Source organism: Tateyamaria sp. (genome assembly GCF_039940735.1).
In the GTDB taxonomy this organism is placed as follows: Bacteria; Pseudomonadota; Alphaproteobacteria; order Rhodobacterales; family Rhodobacteraceae; genus Tateyamaria.
Genome location: NZ_JBDVGB010000087.1, coordinates 26,668 through 42,171, shown reverse-complemented (window position 1 = coordinate 42,171; position 15,504 = coordinate 26,668). Strand labels below are relative to the sequence as shown.

At 53.0% G+C, this 15,504-nt stretch carries 11 protein-coding genes and 1 pseudogene; 5 read left to right on the top strand and 7 right to left on the bottom strand.

What is annotated here, in order from left to right; all coding sequences use genetic code 11:
• The coding region (locus ABJF76_RS18030) for a transposase (protein ID WP_413821948.1) at nucleotides 1-211 on the top strand (211 nt) is incomplete at its 5' end.
• An 822-nt stretch (nucleotides 212-1,033) separates the two neighbouring features.
• Here ABJF76_RS18030 and ABJF76_RS18025 read toward each other — a convergent pair.
• The 5 genes from ABJF76_RS18025 to ABJF76_RS18005 all read right to left on the bottom strand — a co-directional run bounded on the left by ABJF76_RS18025 (nucleotide 1,034) and on the right by ABJF76_RS18005 (nucleotide 4,941).
• Nucleotides 1,034-1,444: a hypothetical protein gene (locus tag ABJF76_RS18025; RefSeq protein WP_413821947.1), complete on the bottom strand. Its 411-nt coding sequence runs from the start codon at nucleotides 1,442-1,444 to the stop codon at nucleotides 1,034-1,036.
• A 219-nt stretch (nucleotides 1,445-1,663) separates the two neighbouring features.
• Nucleotides 1,664-2,485 (bottom strand): MBL fold metallo-hydrolase, encoded by an 822-nt coding sequence (locus ABJF76_RS18020; RefSeq protein WP_413821946.1) that lies wholly within the window; start codon nucleotides 2,483-2,485, stop codon nucleotides 1,664-1,666.
• Nucleotides 2,482-2,913, bottom strand: a complete 432-nt coding sequence (locus ABJF76_RS18015; RefSeq protein ID WP_413821945.1) for a pentapeptide repeat-containing protein — start codon at nucleotides 2,911-2,913, stop codon at nucleotides 2,482-2,484. Before ABJF76_RS18015 ends, ABJF76_RS18020 begins: the two co-directional genes overlap by 4 nt.
• A 47-nt stretch (nucleotides 2,914-2,960) precedes the next feature.
• Nucleotides 2,961-4,211, bottom strand: coding sequence for a 5-aminolevulinate synthase (hemA, locus tag ABJF76_RS18010; protein WP_413821944.1), 1,251 nt, complete (start codon nucleotides 4,209-4,211; stop codon nucleotides 2,961-2,963).
• Between the two features lie 133 nt (nucleotides 4,212-4,344).
• Nucleotides 4,345-4,941 carry a cytochrome P460 family protein gene (locus tag ABJF76_RS18005; protein ID WP_413821943.1) on the bottom strand — a complete coding sequence of 199 codons (597 nt, stop codon included), beginning with the start codon at nucleotides 4,939-4,941 and terminating at the stop codon, nucleotides 4,345-4,347.
• A gap of 175 nt (nucleotides 4,942-5,116) precedes the next feature.
• On the opposite strand from ABJF76_RS18005, the gene ABJF76_RS18000 reads away from it, so the two are divergent.
• Nucleotides 5,117-6,040, top strand: a complete 924-nt coding sequence (locus ABJF76_RS18000) for a cupin domain-containing protein (protein WP_413821942.1) — start codon at nucleotides 5,117-5,119, stop codon at nucleotides 6,038-6,040.
• Between the two features lie 219 nt (nucleotides 6,041-6,259).
• Here ABJF76_RS18000 and ABJF76_RS17995 read toward each other — a convergent pair whose 3' ends face one another.
• Together ABJF76_RS17995 and ABJF76_RS17990 are read right to left on the bottom strand one after the other, a co-directional pair.
• Nucleotides 6,260-6,829: a response regulator transcription factor gene (locus tag ABJF76_RS17995; RefSeq protein ID WP_413822423.1), complete on the bottom strand. Its 570-nt coding sequence runs from the start codon at nucleotides 6,827-6,829 to the stop codon at nucleotides 6,260-6,262.
• A gap of 1,177 nt (nucleotides 6,830-8,006) precedes the next feature.
• Nucleotides 8,007-10,328: a calcium-binding protein gene (locus ABJF76_RS17990; RefSeq protein WP_413821940.1), complete on the bottom strand. Its 2,322-nt coding sequence runs from the start codon at nucleotides 10,326-10,328 to the stop codon at nucleotides 8,007-8,009.
• A gap of 207 nt (nucleotides 10,329-10,535) precedes the next feature.
• On the opposite strand from ABJF76_RS17990, the pseudogene ABJF76_RS17985 reads away from it, so the two are divergent.
• From ABJF76_RS17985 to ABJF76_RS17975, 3 genes and pseudogenes are all read left to right on the top strand, one after another.
• Nucleotides 10,536-11,256 (top strand): annotated as a pseudogene (locus ABJF76_RS17985) (IS5 family transposase).
• A gap of 98 nt (nucleotides 11,257-11,354) precedes the next feature.
• On the top strand, nucleotides 11,355-14,726 hold the full coding sequence (locus ABJF76_RS17980; RefSeq protein WP_413821939.1) for a hypothetical protein: 3,372 nt from the start codon (nucleotides 11,355-11,357) through the stop codon (nucleotides 14,724-14,726).
• 19 nt (nucleotides 14,727-14,745) lie between these two features.
• Nucleotides 14,746-15,306 (top strand): hypothetical protein, encoded by a 561-nt coding sequence (locus ABJF76_RS17975; RefSeq protein ID WP_413821938.1) that lies wholly within the window; start codon nucleotides 14,746-14,748, stop codon nucleotides 15,304-15,306.
• Nucleotides 15,307-15,504: the final 198 nt, after the last annotated feature.

The following is a 15,504-nucleotide window of genomic DNA, read 5'->3' as shown; positions in this document are numbered from 1 at the left end:
TGAGAGCTTCTTTTCCCGCCTGCGCAACATGATCCAAGGCCAGCACCACGGCGTTTCGCCTAAGTACCTGCACCAATATGCGAACCACTCTGCATGGTTGGAAGACAACCGCCGCACCGACAACGGCACGCTGGCGCGGATTGTTGTGTCTAACGCGATGGATGCGCCTGTGTCGCGCAACTGGAAGGGTTACTGGCAGCGGACGGCATAAAACAAAAAAGGCTCACAAAATGCGAGCCTTTCCAGTAACTTAAGGCGGCTGGGGTGACATGTCGCCCGCGACCCAACGCGTCGTATGGGCTATACTTATCCTCTGAAATGATTAACTGTCAATTAATGAAATTTGGTTTTTTTGTGGCAGGGACATAGGCATATTGTTTTCTGAAGAAGAAGTTAGTGCGATAAGCAACGTAATATCGGAGCCTAGATTTTCAACCTACCTGAGCGCTTCTGACGGGAATAGCGTCGAAGCAATGCGCCTTTATGACTGGAATATTCGAGCATCCTCTGCCTTTTTACCGGTTCTGAGCATTCTTGAAATCTGCCTCAGAAACACAATTTCTGAGGCTATATCAAAATCTTACAGTAGCGATTGGCCGTTTAGTGGCGCTTTTCATGTTAGCCTCGCAAACAAAGGCAGGTTTAATCCACGGCGGGAACTGCTAAGCCATCAACAAAAACCAACCCCGGGTAAAGTGATCGCCGATCTAAAGTTTGCTTTTTGGGAAAAAATGTTCACCGCTAGGCACGATGAGGTAATTTGGAAGCCCTACTTCGGGTCTACGTTCGGCAAGGCTCCTCTCGCGAGGGACTTCCGCGACCTCAGGGGCCAAGCTTTCTCTCAAGTAGGGGCGATCAGAGAACTGCGTAACAGAATCGCCCACCATGAGCCAATATTCGCGCGCGATTTACGCAGAGAGTATGATTATGCGCTAGAGCTCATCTCTTGGAGGTGTGATGTTACGCATTCTTGGGTCTCTAAGAATAACGCGGTATTAGAGGTACTTAACGGACGTCCATAATCTAAGTACCCTTAGAGATCAGCCGCCCGCCACAAGCACCCATCCGGCCCAAAGTCCTGCACCACATGCCCGTCCTTCTGCGCCCTCTGTAACGCGTGGCGCACCCGCTTTAGCACATCGGCGCGGGTATCATCGCCCCAGCCCTTATCCGCGATGATCTGAGCCGCTATCGCCTCATCATCCGCAGGTGCAGCCCGCAGCGCGTTGATGACTGTCAGCTTTAACTCATTGCGCCCGAATAGCTGCTTGTACTTGCCACGGGGCGCTATGCCCTTGGGGTCGTCCTCGTAGCCACACAGCACCAGTGCGCGGTCTATGGCGTCCAGATCGGCCTTAAGGTCATCAGCGGCCTTTAGGGCAACCTTGTGCTGGCCTGCTATTTCGCCACGTTTTTTGATCAGTCCGAATATCGTGTGTTCCATACGAGGAATCTAGCTGATATTGTTGGGTAAATCTTGGTGCGTTTGATACATAAGGCCGCAACTTACCTCTAAGCAGACATTGAATTCACCTGAGGGCTATAGGTCCGCATCGCAAATGGACTTAAATGCTGCAGGGATGTCATCCCGCTTTTCCCGCAGAACACGTTCGAACGTCTGCATTGCGTGTTCCAGTCCGAAAAAGGAATAAGCCCTGTTTGACTACAGATGGGCCCGGATGCTGCTATCCAAAGCTTCCGTGAAAACATGAAAAGGGTAACGTTTCAGCATTTCTTGCCGCAACTCTACGGCCGTCAGACTTTGCGACTTCAGGTCCAAGAAATTCCGCAAATAGGCATCCGTTGCCGCGAATAACTCTGGGCCTCCGACCGCCCCATGTCCGGGTAAGACAGTTTCGATCAACCTGTTGTCTGAGATGGTTTTCAGATTGCGCCGCCATGCATCTAGTCGCCCCTCCGCGAGCCACAGATGTTGGCCATTGAGAACATGATCGCCAGCAATGAGGGTCTTACTATCGGCCTCGTACAAAACCACGGGCGCAACGCTTTCCGCGTCAGGGAGCAAAAGGCACTCAAATACCCTGCCGGCCAAAGAAAGCAGGCCTTCGTCCAACGGGATAAGCGGGTTTGAGATCGGCCCCCAATCCGCCACAGTCGTCCGGATTATGTCCAAGTTCATTTTTGCACTTCGAATGGCGGTATCCGGCCAACGTGGCATCAGGTGCTGCAGACCAAGGTAGTGATCAGGATGCGTATGCGTGATCACGATCGCCTCTAACGGCTTCCTGATCTTACTGATGAGGTCCGTCAGATCGGCTGCTTCATCGTGATTAAGATGGGCATCAATCAGAACGCAGCTGTTCGTGCCCTCGATCAGATATGAATTCGAATAAAACCCTGTCTTGTCCGATGCATGTTGGAGGACGTTTCCGTGATTTATTTTCGCGAGTGAGGACACGGGTAGTGTTAGTATGGATGCTGCGGTGAGTCCGGCAATTTTCAACCACCGGCGGCGCAAAATCACTTACAGGCACCCACCGAGCCGACGGCACAAACTTGAAAGTTGTTAAAATACGCACCTTCCAGCAGCGTGCCTTCGAAGTTGTTGTTCCCTAGTTGCGCTTTTGTCAAAAACGCTCCACGCAGATCAGCGCCCGAAAAATCAACATTTTGAAGATCCGCGCCAAGAAGTTCCGCTTCTCGCAGGTCCGATTTCGAAAGGTTTGCCCCTCGCAACTTGGCAGCTGACAACTTGGCCCCCTGCAAATTGGCCCCTTGCAGGTCCACACCCGACAAGTCCTGGTGAGACAAGTCACAGCCATGCCAGTCAATCCCTGCGCGCGGCTTTGCATCGCAGCGATTGGTCGGTGCGCCCATCTGTGCTAGAGCCATCGGCGTGAATGCAAATAACGCGAAGGACAAAATGCTGGCAGCTTTGACGTCAAATTTCATAAGGTCTTTCCTTCGATCAAGTCGCACATGTCCGTCAAAAAACCATCCTAGACATTTGCCGGTGTATTGGTCTTGGTCGCCGAGGCATCAAATGAAGACAACGCGCATTCTGACCAAATACTGCCGATTGCCGTCACAAGCATATCGATGTCTTGTGCTGAGTGGTATGGTCCGGGTGTAATGCGCAAACGTTCAGTCCCTTCGGGGACGGTTGGATAATTGATGGGTTGAACATAGATACCGTGCGTCTCAAGTAACGTGTCACAGATAAGTTTACACTTGCGCGCATCTCCTATGATCACCGGGACGATGTGGCTTTCGTTTCGCAGGTGCGGGATGCCCAATTCCTCGAGACGTTCGCGAAGAGCACGTACATTGGCGCGCTGCCCTTCCCGCTCGGAATTGCTGACTTTGAGGTGCTTGATCGATGCGCATGCCCCTGCTGCTAAAGCCGGGGGCAAAGCTGTCGAGAAGATAAATCCAGATGCAAAGGATCGCACAAAATCGACGACACTATGCGAGCTTGCGATGTACCCCCCCATCACACCAAAGGCTTTGCCCAACGTGCCCTGGATGATGTCAACACGATCCATAAGGCCGCGTTGTTCCGCGATCCCAGCGCCGCGGGGGCCATAAAGACCCACGGCATGCACCTCGTCGAGGTAGGAGATCGCACCGTGTTTATCGCAAACATCCAATATCTCTTTCATCGGACAGATATCTCCGTCCATTGAGTATACGGATTCAAAGGCCACAATTTTGGTCGTGTCCGCATCGGTTTGCGACAAAAGTTCGTCGAGATGCTCTACATCATTGTGGCGCCAGATTTTCTTGGCCGCTCTGGAATGGCGGATTCCTTCGATCATCGAAGCGTGATTCATGCTGTCAGAGAACACGGTACAATCAGGCAAACGTGCGGCCAGCGTGCCGAGTGTAGACCAATTGGCGACATAACCTGAAGTCAGCACCAGTGCTGCAGGTTTCCCATGCAGATCGGCAAGTTCGCGTTCCAGCAGGACGTGATGATGCGTGGTGCCGGAAATATTCCGTGTGCCACCTGCACCAGCGCCGTACTGGGCAAGGGCCTGCGTCATTGCCTCGATGGTTTTGGGATGTTGCCCCATCCCAAGATAGTCATTTGAACACCAGACTTTGATCTGCTGGGAACTGTCGTCGTTCCTGTGTCGAGAGGCGTTTGGAAACGAACCTGCGTGTCGCTCCAGATCCGCAAATTCTCTATAATTGCCTTCGCCTCGCAAAATATCCAGCTGTCGCTCGGCAAACTGATCAAGGTCCATTGTGTTTTTCTTCCTTGAGTAGAAACATGTTAACCACGTCAAACTGAGGGGTAGACGACGCTGGAATTGACAAAGATTCGGGGGAAGATGACCCAGCGTTAGAATGCCGGGTCATCCTCTTAACTAGCTTGGCTTAGTGGGTGCCTAGAACCTGATAAAAGCGCGAAAAGACCATGTCTTCGTCGGCGTTATCAATGTGGCATTGTGCACATCCTTCGACGGGTGCTGCAGCTGCCGTCGCGGCATAAGGCGGAGCGTGGTGACCGAAATTGAAGAACCCCCAATTTTGGCTTTCGGAGAACCGCGTCGAGTCCTTCACCGAGATATCGATGCCGTTGAATGCACCGGGGAAATATCCACGGCCAGACACCTCAGAGCGCGATCCGTCATCTTCCTGAGCTTCCATAGTCAGTTGAAGTTCTTTCAACAGAATTGTGCCTTCGGGAAACTCTTTGGTTTCTTTATAGATCGCATATGCCGAAGGATGCACGTAAACGTTGTGATACTCAGGGAAACCAGCCTGCCCACCGTTCAGCGCATTGGGGGTCAAAGGCGACCCAAGATATACCCATTCACGATAACCTTCGGGCAGGATCAGTTCCCCACCGTCAGTCCATTTCGGTTTCCAATCAGCCGAGTCCTGAGCAAGCGCAGGCGTAGAAGTCTGGTTTACTGCTAGGATTGCGACTCCGAGTCCCAGCGCCAAAGTAAAGCTTGATACCAATTTCATGTTTTCCCTTTCGGAGTTATTGCGGAAGTTGCGGGAGTGTTGGCTCCGGCGAACGTCTCCAACTTTGCCCAATGTGTTGCCATATGATATGGCGCAGCGTTCTTGTTTTCTTGCAGATCGTACAGGCAGTGAATTCGCCGGTTGGCTGTGGTTAAATTTTGCGTATGGTCCATGCATGTCTGAAGTAACTTCGAAACTACTCGACCTAATACGGGTCAAAGGGGCAGCCTACATTGGCAAGAACCTTGATCCAGCGTGGAACATGGTTGTTGACGAACATCAAAATCTGGCGAGGTTCCACCTGGTTTTGTCCGGCTCAACCTGGATTGAGTTACCAGGGAAAGAAAAGCGCGAACGCGTTGACGCTGGTGAGTTCGTCATCATTCCAAATGGCAGGAAACACGCTCTTAGAGAAAGACCGAACGCACAGAACGAAACTCTACACAACATTCCCGATGCGGAAATCGGCCCGGTATTTGAGCGTTTGAATAAGGAGCAGCACCAAACCAGCATATTATGCGGGTATTTCAAGATGAGTAGTACCGCGCCGCCCGCCTTGATTTCGCAACTTCCGTCTATGCTGATAGAACGTCGAAATGTAGGAAAAAGGCAGGACAAGATCGGGTTGATTGTGCGGCTTGTCGAGGCGGAGCTGTCCAGAGAGACCGCACCGCACAAAGCTGTTCTAAACAGACTTACTGAAATCCTATGCATTTACGCAATCCATCACTGGATAGAACGTGAGATTTTGCCAGATGGCCGCCTGAATACCCTTTCTGATCCGCGACTTCACAATGTTCTCAACGAGATTCATGAAGACCCGACCGCGGCTTGGACGGTCGAAAGTCTCGCAAAACTATGCGGTCTTTCGAGAACGGCTTTCGCGGTCTATTTCAAAACTGCCCTTGGGATGACCCCAATAAACTACATCGTGACCTGGCGGGTACAAGTAGCCCGGCAACTTCTCGAAGATGGGGAGTTAACACTTGATGAGATAGCACAGAAAACTGGGTACACGGACGTGAATGCTTTCAATCGTGCATTCAAGCGAGTCACAGGATCATCGCCGGGCATATTCAGGCGGATATCGCGAAAATAAGTTGGAATGTTGCGCATTACCAGACGTTCGGTAGGATATAGCTAATGACGGCTTTGTCCCGCATAGAAGACCTTGGCCTCAGCTTTTCTACGTTAAACCCCATCATGACCGACGGATCATAGGCCTGTGCCCATTGTGACAGACTTCAGGTAAGGAGCCGCCCCACCCAAAAAACTGCCAACGACGGAAATAGAAGCGGCGATGCTGCTTAGGCTATCATCACAAATGATGATTTTGTTCGGCAAGAAAAAGCGCCAGTTGCGACCGTCTATTCAGGCCTGACTTCCTGAAGATTGATGCAATGTGGGTGCGCAATGTCGGTTTGGAAAACCCCAGTTTCCCACAAATCTCGTCATCAGTTTGGCCAGTAACAAGTAGATCAGCGACCTCGGCCTCGCGCACCGTCAATCCAATACCTGGGGCTATTTGGGAAAACCGCAACGAGGGTGCATTGGTGGTGTTATTACGTGCGCGGATCAAAGCATTCATTAGACTGGGTCCAATTGCATCGACAATCTGAGCATTTCGTTGGGTGAAATCCTCACGATTGGCACCACGCCAAATACGCAGGTCACCAATGTTGTCGCCCCGATCGAATGCAAAATAATTTAGCCCATAGCAAAGGCCATCTTGTTTTAAGAAATCATTGAAAAACTCGGTCCTTACCAATCGATCATGACGCATGACTTCGCTGACCGGCGTCGCTTTGCGACGCTTCTGCAATATGGGTGTGATCGGATCGTGAAACTGGAAATAGCCCTCGTAACTGCGCAAGTTGTCATCTGACATGTTGAGCTGCACACAGGATACGAATTCCTGACTGGCATCATCCCAAACATAAGATGCAAAATGATCCGCCTTGAGAAGATCAAGCAACTTTTACCCAACCCGTTACCGTACCTCTGAGTGATCGAACTCACCACTCAGGTCATGCATGATCGAAAAGACCAACGTTGATTCATCGTCGGTCAGGTTCACAATTGGAATCCCAATGCTCTGTTTGTGAATAGTCACAGGAGCCAGATGGTTTTGTAAATTCGGCCGATCTCTGTTCCGAAAACCGCACCGTAAGTTTGAATGCAAACGGATGAAGACAGCGTTTTCCCCGAAAAAGGGAGTTGCCAGCACTAGTTCCGATTATTTACCCACTCACTTTTGGCCGCGACTTGATCATTCCGCTGTTATTTAGGTGGGCGGGCGGAACAAAAAACCCCGAAGCTTTGCCTGTTGTGATGCGTGTGAGGGGTTACGACAGCATTCATATCATTCTTCTCACGCCGCACGATCTCCAGCGGCAACTCCCTCCTTTCGTAGCGCTCCATGCCAGTTCTGCACATCCTCTCAGGTCAACTTTGACAATCGTTGCCAATCCAACGGCCACGGCTTTATGCGTGTCAGTTCTTCTAAATCGCTGCACTTGTTTCTTGCGTTACTCAGGTTTCGTTTTGGCGCTCCCTTCGGAATGAACTTTGGAAATCTCCGTGAGACCGGTCAGACATCGCTCTGAGCGTGCCTTTCAGCAATGCAGAATCTTTCGCCTCTTGGGCGGCTGCCTCAAGTCGTTTCGCCTCACAGATATTGCGCCTCAATTCAACGAAAAGTGTCCCGCAAGCGAGGCTGGTTGCTGATTTCTTCTCCAAGGTGGCGTGATCCAATAATGGTTTTGTTTTCAATACTTTAGAAATTTCCGTACTTACGGCCTCAAAGGTGGGTATAAATTTCCTTGCCCTTGTTAGGTTTCTCGCAACCGTAAAGCGTGGCCCAAGTCACGGCCTGAAGCATGAAGTGCGTGGACAACCATTGGTCCTAAAATGTCTTTGTTCGACCACTAGCCAGTGGCCAGACTTTTGTGCCTGTGTTGTGTGTCGCCATTAGTTAGCGGCATCCCATTATCAGCGAGAACAAAGACTGACGCGGCACCCGTGCAGAAATCATCCGTGACTGCATCTAGACCTTTGCATCCGGCCTAAATGATAGTGATGTCATCCAGCCCGAACAAGCTGAGGTCCTCATTGCTTTGCAGCACAAAAGCATCCACGCCAGAAATGGCAACTGTGATCGTATTTGTGCCCGCGTCATAGATGCTTGCGATGTCGGCAGGCGTGGCGCCCAACACTTCCAGCACATCCGTGCCTAAGTCGTAATCTGTCACCAAATCTACGCCCGTCACTGCATCACTTGCTTCAAAGATGAACGTGTCCACTCCATCGCCGCCTGTTAACGTATCATTGCCAGCCCCACCGTTGATCACATCGGCTCCGCCTTCGCCAAAGAACCGGTCGTTACCGCCTCCGCCTTGGATGGTGTCATTGCCATTGCCGGAAAATACCGTGTCCTGCCCGAACGCATTACTTTGCGCGTTGTCGATGAACAGGTCATCGCCTTGATTCAGGAACACAAAATCGCGCCCATTGCCGCCTGTCACCGTGTCGTTGCCACCGCCTGCGTTGATGGTGTCAGCGCCCTTGCCGCCAAATACTTCATCCGCGCCAAGGCCTGCGTCGATGCTGTCGTTGCCATTACCGGCAGCAAATTCATCGTTGCCGCTGCCGCCTTGGATCGTGTCATTCCCATTGCCCGCAAATACAGTGTCTCGCCCGAATGCATCGCCTTGGTTGTTGTCGATGAATAGGTCGTCGCCCTCGTTCAGGAACACAAGATCACGCCCATTGCCGCCCGTGACAGTGTCGTTTCCGTCGCCTGCGTTGATGCTATCATTGCCGCGACCGCCAAACACTTCGTCTGCGCCAAGGCCTGCGTTGATGCTGTCATTGCCATCGCCACCCGCGAATTCATCGTCACCGCCGCCACCTAAGATGGTGTCGTTGCCACCGCCAGCAAAGACCGTGTCCTGTCCAGACGCATTGCTTTGTGCACTATCTATGAACAAGTCGTTGCCTAGATTGAGAAACACCAGATCGCGCCCGTTGCCGCCTGTGACCGTGTCAGCCCCGCCGCCTGCGTTGATAGTATCGGCTCCGCTACCGCCAAGGACTTCGTCCGCACCGAACCCGGCATCGATGCTGTCATCCCCATCTCCGCCAGCAAATTCATCGTTGCCGCCGCCGCCTTGGATCGTGTCATTACCGTTGCCAGCAAAGACGGTGTCTTGCCCAAACGCATCGTTTTGAGCGCTGTCGATGAACAGATCATCGCCTTGGTTCAAAAAGACCAGATCGCGCCCGTTCCCGCCTGTGATTGTGTCATCGCCGCTACCTGCATTGATGCTGTCATTGCCATTGCCGCCGCGCAGGTCGTCATTGCCGCCGTTGCCGATAACTGTATCGTTGCCGTCACCGCCGAACACCTGTTCTTCTCCGGATCCGCCATTCAACCTGTCATCGCCGGTGAACAGAAAATACTGCCCAGACCCTGAAACTATGTCTACGACATCGTTCGCGTCGCTCTCGAGGACCAAGCGTCGTTCATTCGATGTAAACGTACCATGAAATTCTGAGGGCAAGTAAACAGCGTCAAACACTTGATCACCGACTTGCCATGTCACAGGGTCGTTAGATGCCCCTCCAGTTACGGAAAACAGGCCGCCCGCGCCACTTTCAGAAATCGTTGCACTGTCGAGGTTTGGAAAAGAGCCACTCAGCCAAGCCCCAAGACTGTTTCCAGTCGTGTCAGGCAGATCCGTCAAGACAGTGGCCAGATTCGGGTCAAGTCTGCCCTCAATGTCAAATTCAACCACTCCGATCCGGGCGGTATGTTGTGTGCTTGTCAACTCGATGTCGACAAGTGTGTCGCCCCCGCGCTCAATCGTGATATCTGTGATATCAAACTGGTCGACCAGGTTCAGAAATGCGCTTAAAGACCCCGAAAAATCACCGGTAATAACGTCGCCGATATCCACCAATACAATGTCTGAGAGAGCTAGCCAGTCCAGCGAAGTCACAGTGTCTGAGGTTTCGATTATAACTGTCTGCCCATCAATAAACTGAAAGACCGTTGAACCATTGAAACTGGATTCAAAAACAGGCTGACCATTTTGCGTCACTTCGATTGAAGAGAAGCGCTCAGCGTTAATCTCAGTCAGAGCAGCAAGTAGTCTGGCGGTTTCGCTCCCGCCGGTGGGTAAATTCAAACCGCCGACTCTGTTCAAGACGCCACCGGACAAAAAGGCAATTGAGTCCGGTCCAAAAATTGGAGCACCGCCCTGAGAAGAACCAAATATAGTTTGGGCAACGTCGAAAGCCGCGGTATCCACGGAAAGGTCAAGAGGTTGGTTAATGATCGTGTCGTAACGCTGCAGCTGATTAATCGTTGTTGTGATTACAGTCATCAAAAACTCTCTGTGATTGCCGAATAGGATTAGATTGAAATTTAGGTCGTCACTGCAAGGAAAACCACCTTAAAGTTGCATAATCACCCTTGCAGGCGGTTTTTACATTTACCCCAAGAAACAGCCGTTGGGTCAGGACCCATTAACCGGCTTGATGTTGAATTGTTGTCATGATTCACGGCTTTCATTGATCGGGGGGGAGGACTGATGAGCAAACTTTATTGGCTGACAGAGGCGCAGGTAGTGCGCCTTCGACCGTTTTTTTCCAAAGAACCGCGGGCAACTGCGCGTTCATGACAGACGCGCATTGAGCGGTAATATATTCATCAATCGCAATAGGTTACGGTGGCATGATGCGCCTGCCGCATATGTCCCATCAAAGACGTTGTATAATCGTTGGAAGCGTTGGCGTGATTTAGATGTATTTGCCGCGATCATGAATAGATTGGCGGCAGAAGTTCCCGAAAACAAGACCATATCGATAGACGCAGCCTATCTAAAAGCACATCGCACGGCCTCAAGTCTAGGGTTGAAAAAAGGGGGTGTGGGCGCCTGATCGGGCAAACGAAAGGCGGCATGAATACAAAGTCGCACACCGTTACCGAGTACAAGCGAGCGCCCTATTCGCTTCTTCATCACTGCCAGTCAAGTCAACGATTACACTGGCGCCATGGCCTTACTTGGGGATCTGCCAGATGCTGAATAGCTCCGCGAAGCTTTGATAGAAAGGGGGGCACGGCTTTGTATTCCAGGGCGTGAGTCTTGCAAAAAGGTCGTCAGATATGACAAGCGCCGATACAGACGCCGCAATCGTATCAAACGGATGTTCGGCAGGCACAAAGACTGACGGCGCGTTTCAACTCGGTATGATCGATGCCCCAAGGTCTTCCTGTCGGCAATCGCCCTCGCTGCCACCGTCATATTCTGATTATGAGTCCTGAACCTAAAAGACAGAAAGTAAGAACACAGTTTGAATTGGCGTCTAATGCTGCGTAGGTTGAAAAAGCGTAAATTTTGGACGTGGACATGGATTTGACCGACCTCACAGAAGAACAAAGAGCGTTTCTTAAGACTTTCTTGAACATAGAAGCACTTCATTCAGAGTTCCGAGATGTTCTGTCCGCGGACGAAGAAGCCGCGGCCGACATGCGTGACGCGCTGAGCGAGGCCGAAGAAGCAGACCTCGGCATGAGCGATGCACTAAGCGTCGAAGACGAACGCGCAGCCCTTCAGGCAAAGATCCAAACCGCAACCGGTTCGATCCGCGAAATCGCGGCGGTCAGTCGGACACAGGCCGTCAAATTGGCCGAACAACTGGCCGTCGTAAATGGATTGATTGATACTGACCTCATCCAAGCGGGGATTGAGTTCGCAAAATTGGAAACTGCGATCTCTGCCGCTGAGGCTATTCCAGCGCCGCCTGAACTTCCTGCCGATGCCCCACCCCAAACACAGCCCGCTCCGCCGCCGAGTGCAGACGCATTGCAGGCACGCCGTGAAACGTTGCTGCTTGACCTTGGTACAATAGCGGACACAATAATCGCACTGAATGCACGCGGCGTGCCTTCCGGTCTTGAACAGATGAACAGATTGACCGAGGCGTTTTCCGCTGTGGTGCAGACCGACAAGCTGGACCGCGCCGAAGAAATTTTGAGCGCGCTCAAGAAGTTTGTCGCAGCACAGGCTGCACGCATGCCCGTCGAAGCGCCGTTTGATCGGGCAATGGAAGTCATCGCGACGGGTGCCCCCCCTGACCCGGCGCGGCACAACAAAGCAGAAGGAATTGCAACGAAATACCCCGGCGCGTCCAACGCAGCCAAAGGTGTTCTGGACGGGTTCGCAGCAGTTTTGGGTGATACAGCAGTCACACCGCAGCTCTTAACCGAAGCAAACCAAGCGATAACGACTTGCCAAGCCGAACGAGAGTCCGCAAGTCAAAGGGCCGAGGCCATCAAAGCGCGGATTGCGCGCGACGGCGAAAGCCCCGAGGTTTTGGCTGCACTACAGGGTGCCGAAGACGACCTGCAACGCGCAGACATACGTGTTTCGCAGGCCCAATCGTATGAAAAAGCCGCACGCGGGAAACTGGCGCTCGAGGGTGCTCTTAACCTCGGCATCTTGTCACCAAACTCCAGCAAGGCGCTGGACGATGATGCCGCCCAAGCCTTGATCGAAAGCTTTGCACGCAACCCCGAACTCGCATCCAAGACCGCAGAGTTGACCACTTCGGTGATCGATCCAAACGCCATGGCCAGAGGATTGCCAAGCGTGATTTCCGCGCAGGAAACCGGCTTTGCCGCCCTATCGGGCGCAACCCTGCCGGAGGCACGGCGCGACGTCTACGCCGAACAACTGGTCCAGATGGGCGGCAATGTCGGCCCGGAATATTTCGAACGCCTCGACGCCTACCTAATGTCGGGCCGCCACCTTGTACCGGACCCAACGGGCGAATTGATGATCGACGCCACGATCACCCAGGAATTCGCACTTAAAGCCACCGCTGCGGGCCGCCCCGTTGACGAAGGTGCGCGCGATAAGGCTATTGTGTCGGCCCGCGCGCAAAAACGCACGTCAGTGCTGGGCGGGGCACTTATCACCGACGGTCATCTGGACCTGACATCGCCCGAGGCGACAGGCACCATTGGCGACCTCCTGTTCAGCCCAAACGCGCTGCGCAACCCGCAACCCGCCATGAACGCTCATATGCTGGAAACTGTGGGCTTCCTCAGCGACCCCGACAATGCGCGCGCAGCCAACGACATTCTTGACGATATGCCGGACACCGTTGAAGGCGGGTCAGGCCGTCTGGTGCGGCGCGCCTTGGGCAAAGGCAGAACTGACCCTGTCACCAAGCAAGACGCCCAACAGGCCACAATGGCCTCCATGCTCAAATCCTTTGATCAGGGCCCGGTGGGGTCCTGTTTCTCTACAGCGCCATTGCGGCGCATGCGGGTAGAGGATCCGCTTGCGACCATGAAGGCCTATGCGGACGTGGCGGGTACAGGAAAATTCAAGCCCGACGGCGGCCCAGAAGTACCCGTGGTAACGCAGATCACCGCGCATGAAGACCCGATTATGCGCAGTCTTGAGTATTCCCTTGCCACATCTATGGCGCGCCAAGAAAAGTCAAACAACACGAGGCGGCATAAAGAACACTCGCAAGCGCCCGCGAGATTGCTGGCCAACAAAGTCACTGAAATCAAAGTTGATGCAGCAAGAGCCGACGGCGGCATTAAGGGTAAAATCAAAGCAAGCAAAGAAAAGGTGTCCGGCATGGCTGCTCCGGGCAAGTTGCGCAAGGAGATCGCAGAGGCATTCACCTTCACCTACGATTCCACGGCTGTGATCAAGTTATCGAATGACGGTAGTTCCAATTCCGGCCGGTATGTGATCACTGAAAAGTCCACTGGCAATCCGATCACGAGCGAAGCTGAATACAAAGCCGCCATAGCGCGGGTTGCCATTGATTTCGCGGGCGTCGAAGACGCCTCGGCCGAGGCGGACGAGATCCGCGCGCTTGTGGCGACACCTCAGTTTTCCGATTCGATCGCGCCTGTCTTGGGTACAAAAAAAGTCGATGGGGTGGACGTAGAAATCAAATACGAACCCTGGGCTTTGGACTCTGGCGGCGGCAGCGCCAGCAACACATTGTACGGGGAAAAGAAGAAACTGTCCCCCGTGGTCAAACCCGCGTCCAGCGGCAATGCCGAAGATGATGGCAAACGTTCCGTAGAACTGGTTGAAATGGTGATCCAGGGCATGGCCCGCATTGATGATGACATGGTCGAAATCGGGACAGTAGGTCAGCACCTGTTTAACGCACAACCCAATCACCCGTCTTTGGCACCTCTCAAGGCCAGCAGCAAAAAAGGGCGCGAAACTGCAATCCAGACGCATTTGATTGACGCGGCAGCCGACCTCAAGACGAAAGCAATCCCGATGGTGGCAGCTCAAAAGATGTATGACGATCGCATCGCCGAGCAGCGCGCCAAGATCAGTGCCCGTCCTGCATGGGTTGCCTTGCTGGACCGAGACGCTCCGCTGCACCGCCCCGCAGCCGATGCGACTACCAAAGAGATCAGCGATGCAGTCAAGGCCGGAACCAAAGCTTCAATGGATGCTGTCATTTCAGTAAATTCAGACAATCAGGTGATATGTGAACGGATTGCTGCGGATTTAGACGCCGCCTTGAGCAAGGATGCGATGCAAAACCTTGATGCGCCTGAGTTCTTTATTGCCGACACCAATTGGGGCACGGCAGAAAGCCATACCTATTTTATTGTCGCACCCGATCCACTGACGGGCGAACCGAAGACATTCCAGAAAACAGTACCACCTGGCACATTGCGCCCACTTGGGCGGGACTGGACGGACAACCAATGGAAAAAATTGAATTGATGAATGAGCAGGTGATGAAATGAGCGACATTCCAATGGTTGAGTTGACCCTTAGCGAAGCGATGCAACCTGCTGTGGTGGTTGAAGCACGCGTCGAGGTCGCGTCGATTCCCGAGTTGATCCGCGAGGCACCGGGTTTGTTGGTTCCCGAGGGCGCAGTGCCATTGGCGCAATCCATCAACTTCCTTGCTGTGGGCGATGGCTTTCAAGTCATTGAGAACCCTGCTTCATTTCGCACAGCCTATGAGGCGCAGATAGCCAAGGAAAATCCGGAGACCCCCTGGAGCGAAGGCGTCGTACGCCTGATCGACTATGGCGTCCCGGATTTCGACCAGATCTCTGCGCCAAACTGGACCGGAGAGGTCCTCGTTTTCTTTGCGCGCGATACGTTCACCGGCCTGCCCTATCGTGTGCAAATCGCGCTTGGCCAAGGGGATACATCTTTGAGTGAACAGGATTATTCCGCGTTGGAGCTGTTCGATATCGAGGAGGATGAGGCTGCAAGTGCAGAACCCGTCGAGATGAGCGGGGAAGATCGCGCCTTTTTGGAAGAAATGAGTGGCGCCAAACCCGCAGATTGAGCCGACGGTGTGAGTGATCGTTCAAGGTTCGGCCACAGAACGGGCCGTCTAAACGCTCAATTGGGACGTGTTAATGTCCTCTAGGCTGTCAGCCCCCGGGCACCGCAGATATGCTGATTGAACAGCCGCTTACGGTACACTACGCCCCTTCGACTATCCGCCTGCCGCTTCGCTATTTATTCGGCAACAGTCCGAACG

What these genes read in the sequence shown, in the direction of transcription:
- ABJF76_RS18025 (WP_413821947.1), bottom strand. Translation starts at nt 1,444, where the DNA reads ATGGAACACACGATATTCGGACTGATCAAAAAACGTGGCGAAATAGCA.
- ABJF76_RS18015 (WP_413821945.1), bottom strand. Translation starts at nt 2,913, where the DNA reads ATGAAATTTGACGTCAAAGCTGCCAGCATTTTGTCCTTCGCGTTATTT.
- hemA (WP_413821944.1), bottom strand. Translation starts at nt 4,211, where the DNA reads ATGGACCTTGATCAGTTTGCCGAGCGACAGCTGGATATTTTGCGAGGC.
- ABJF76_RS18005 (WP_413821943.1), bottom strand. Translation starts at nt 4,941, where the DNA reads ATGAAATTGGTATCAAGCTTTACTTTGGCGCTGGGACTCGGAGTCGCA.
- ABJF76_RS18000 (WP_413821942.1), top strand. Translation starts at nt 5,117, where the DNA reads ATGTCTGAAGTAACTTCGAAACTACTCGACCTAATACGGGTCAAAGGG.
- ABJF76_RS17995 (WP_413822423.1), bottom strand. Translation starts at nt 6,829, where the DNA reads ATGTCAGATGACAACTTGCGCAGTTACGAGGGCTATTTCCAGTTTCAC.
- ABJF76_RS17990 (WP_413821940.1), bottom strand. Translation starts at nt 10,328, where the DNA reads ATGACTGTAATCACAACAACGATTAATCAGCTGCAGCGTTACGACACG.
- ABJF76_RS17980 (WP_413821939.1), top strand. Translation starts at nt 11,355, where the DNA reads ATGGATTTGACCGACCTCACAGAAGAACAAAGAGCGTTTCTTAAGACT.
- ABJF76_RS17975 (WP_413821938.1), top strand. Translation starts at nt 14,746, where the DNA reads ATGAGCGACATTCCAATGGTTGAGTTGACCCTTAGCGAAGCGATGCAA.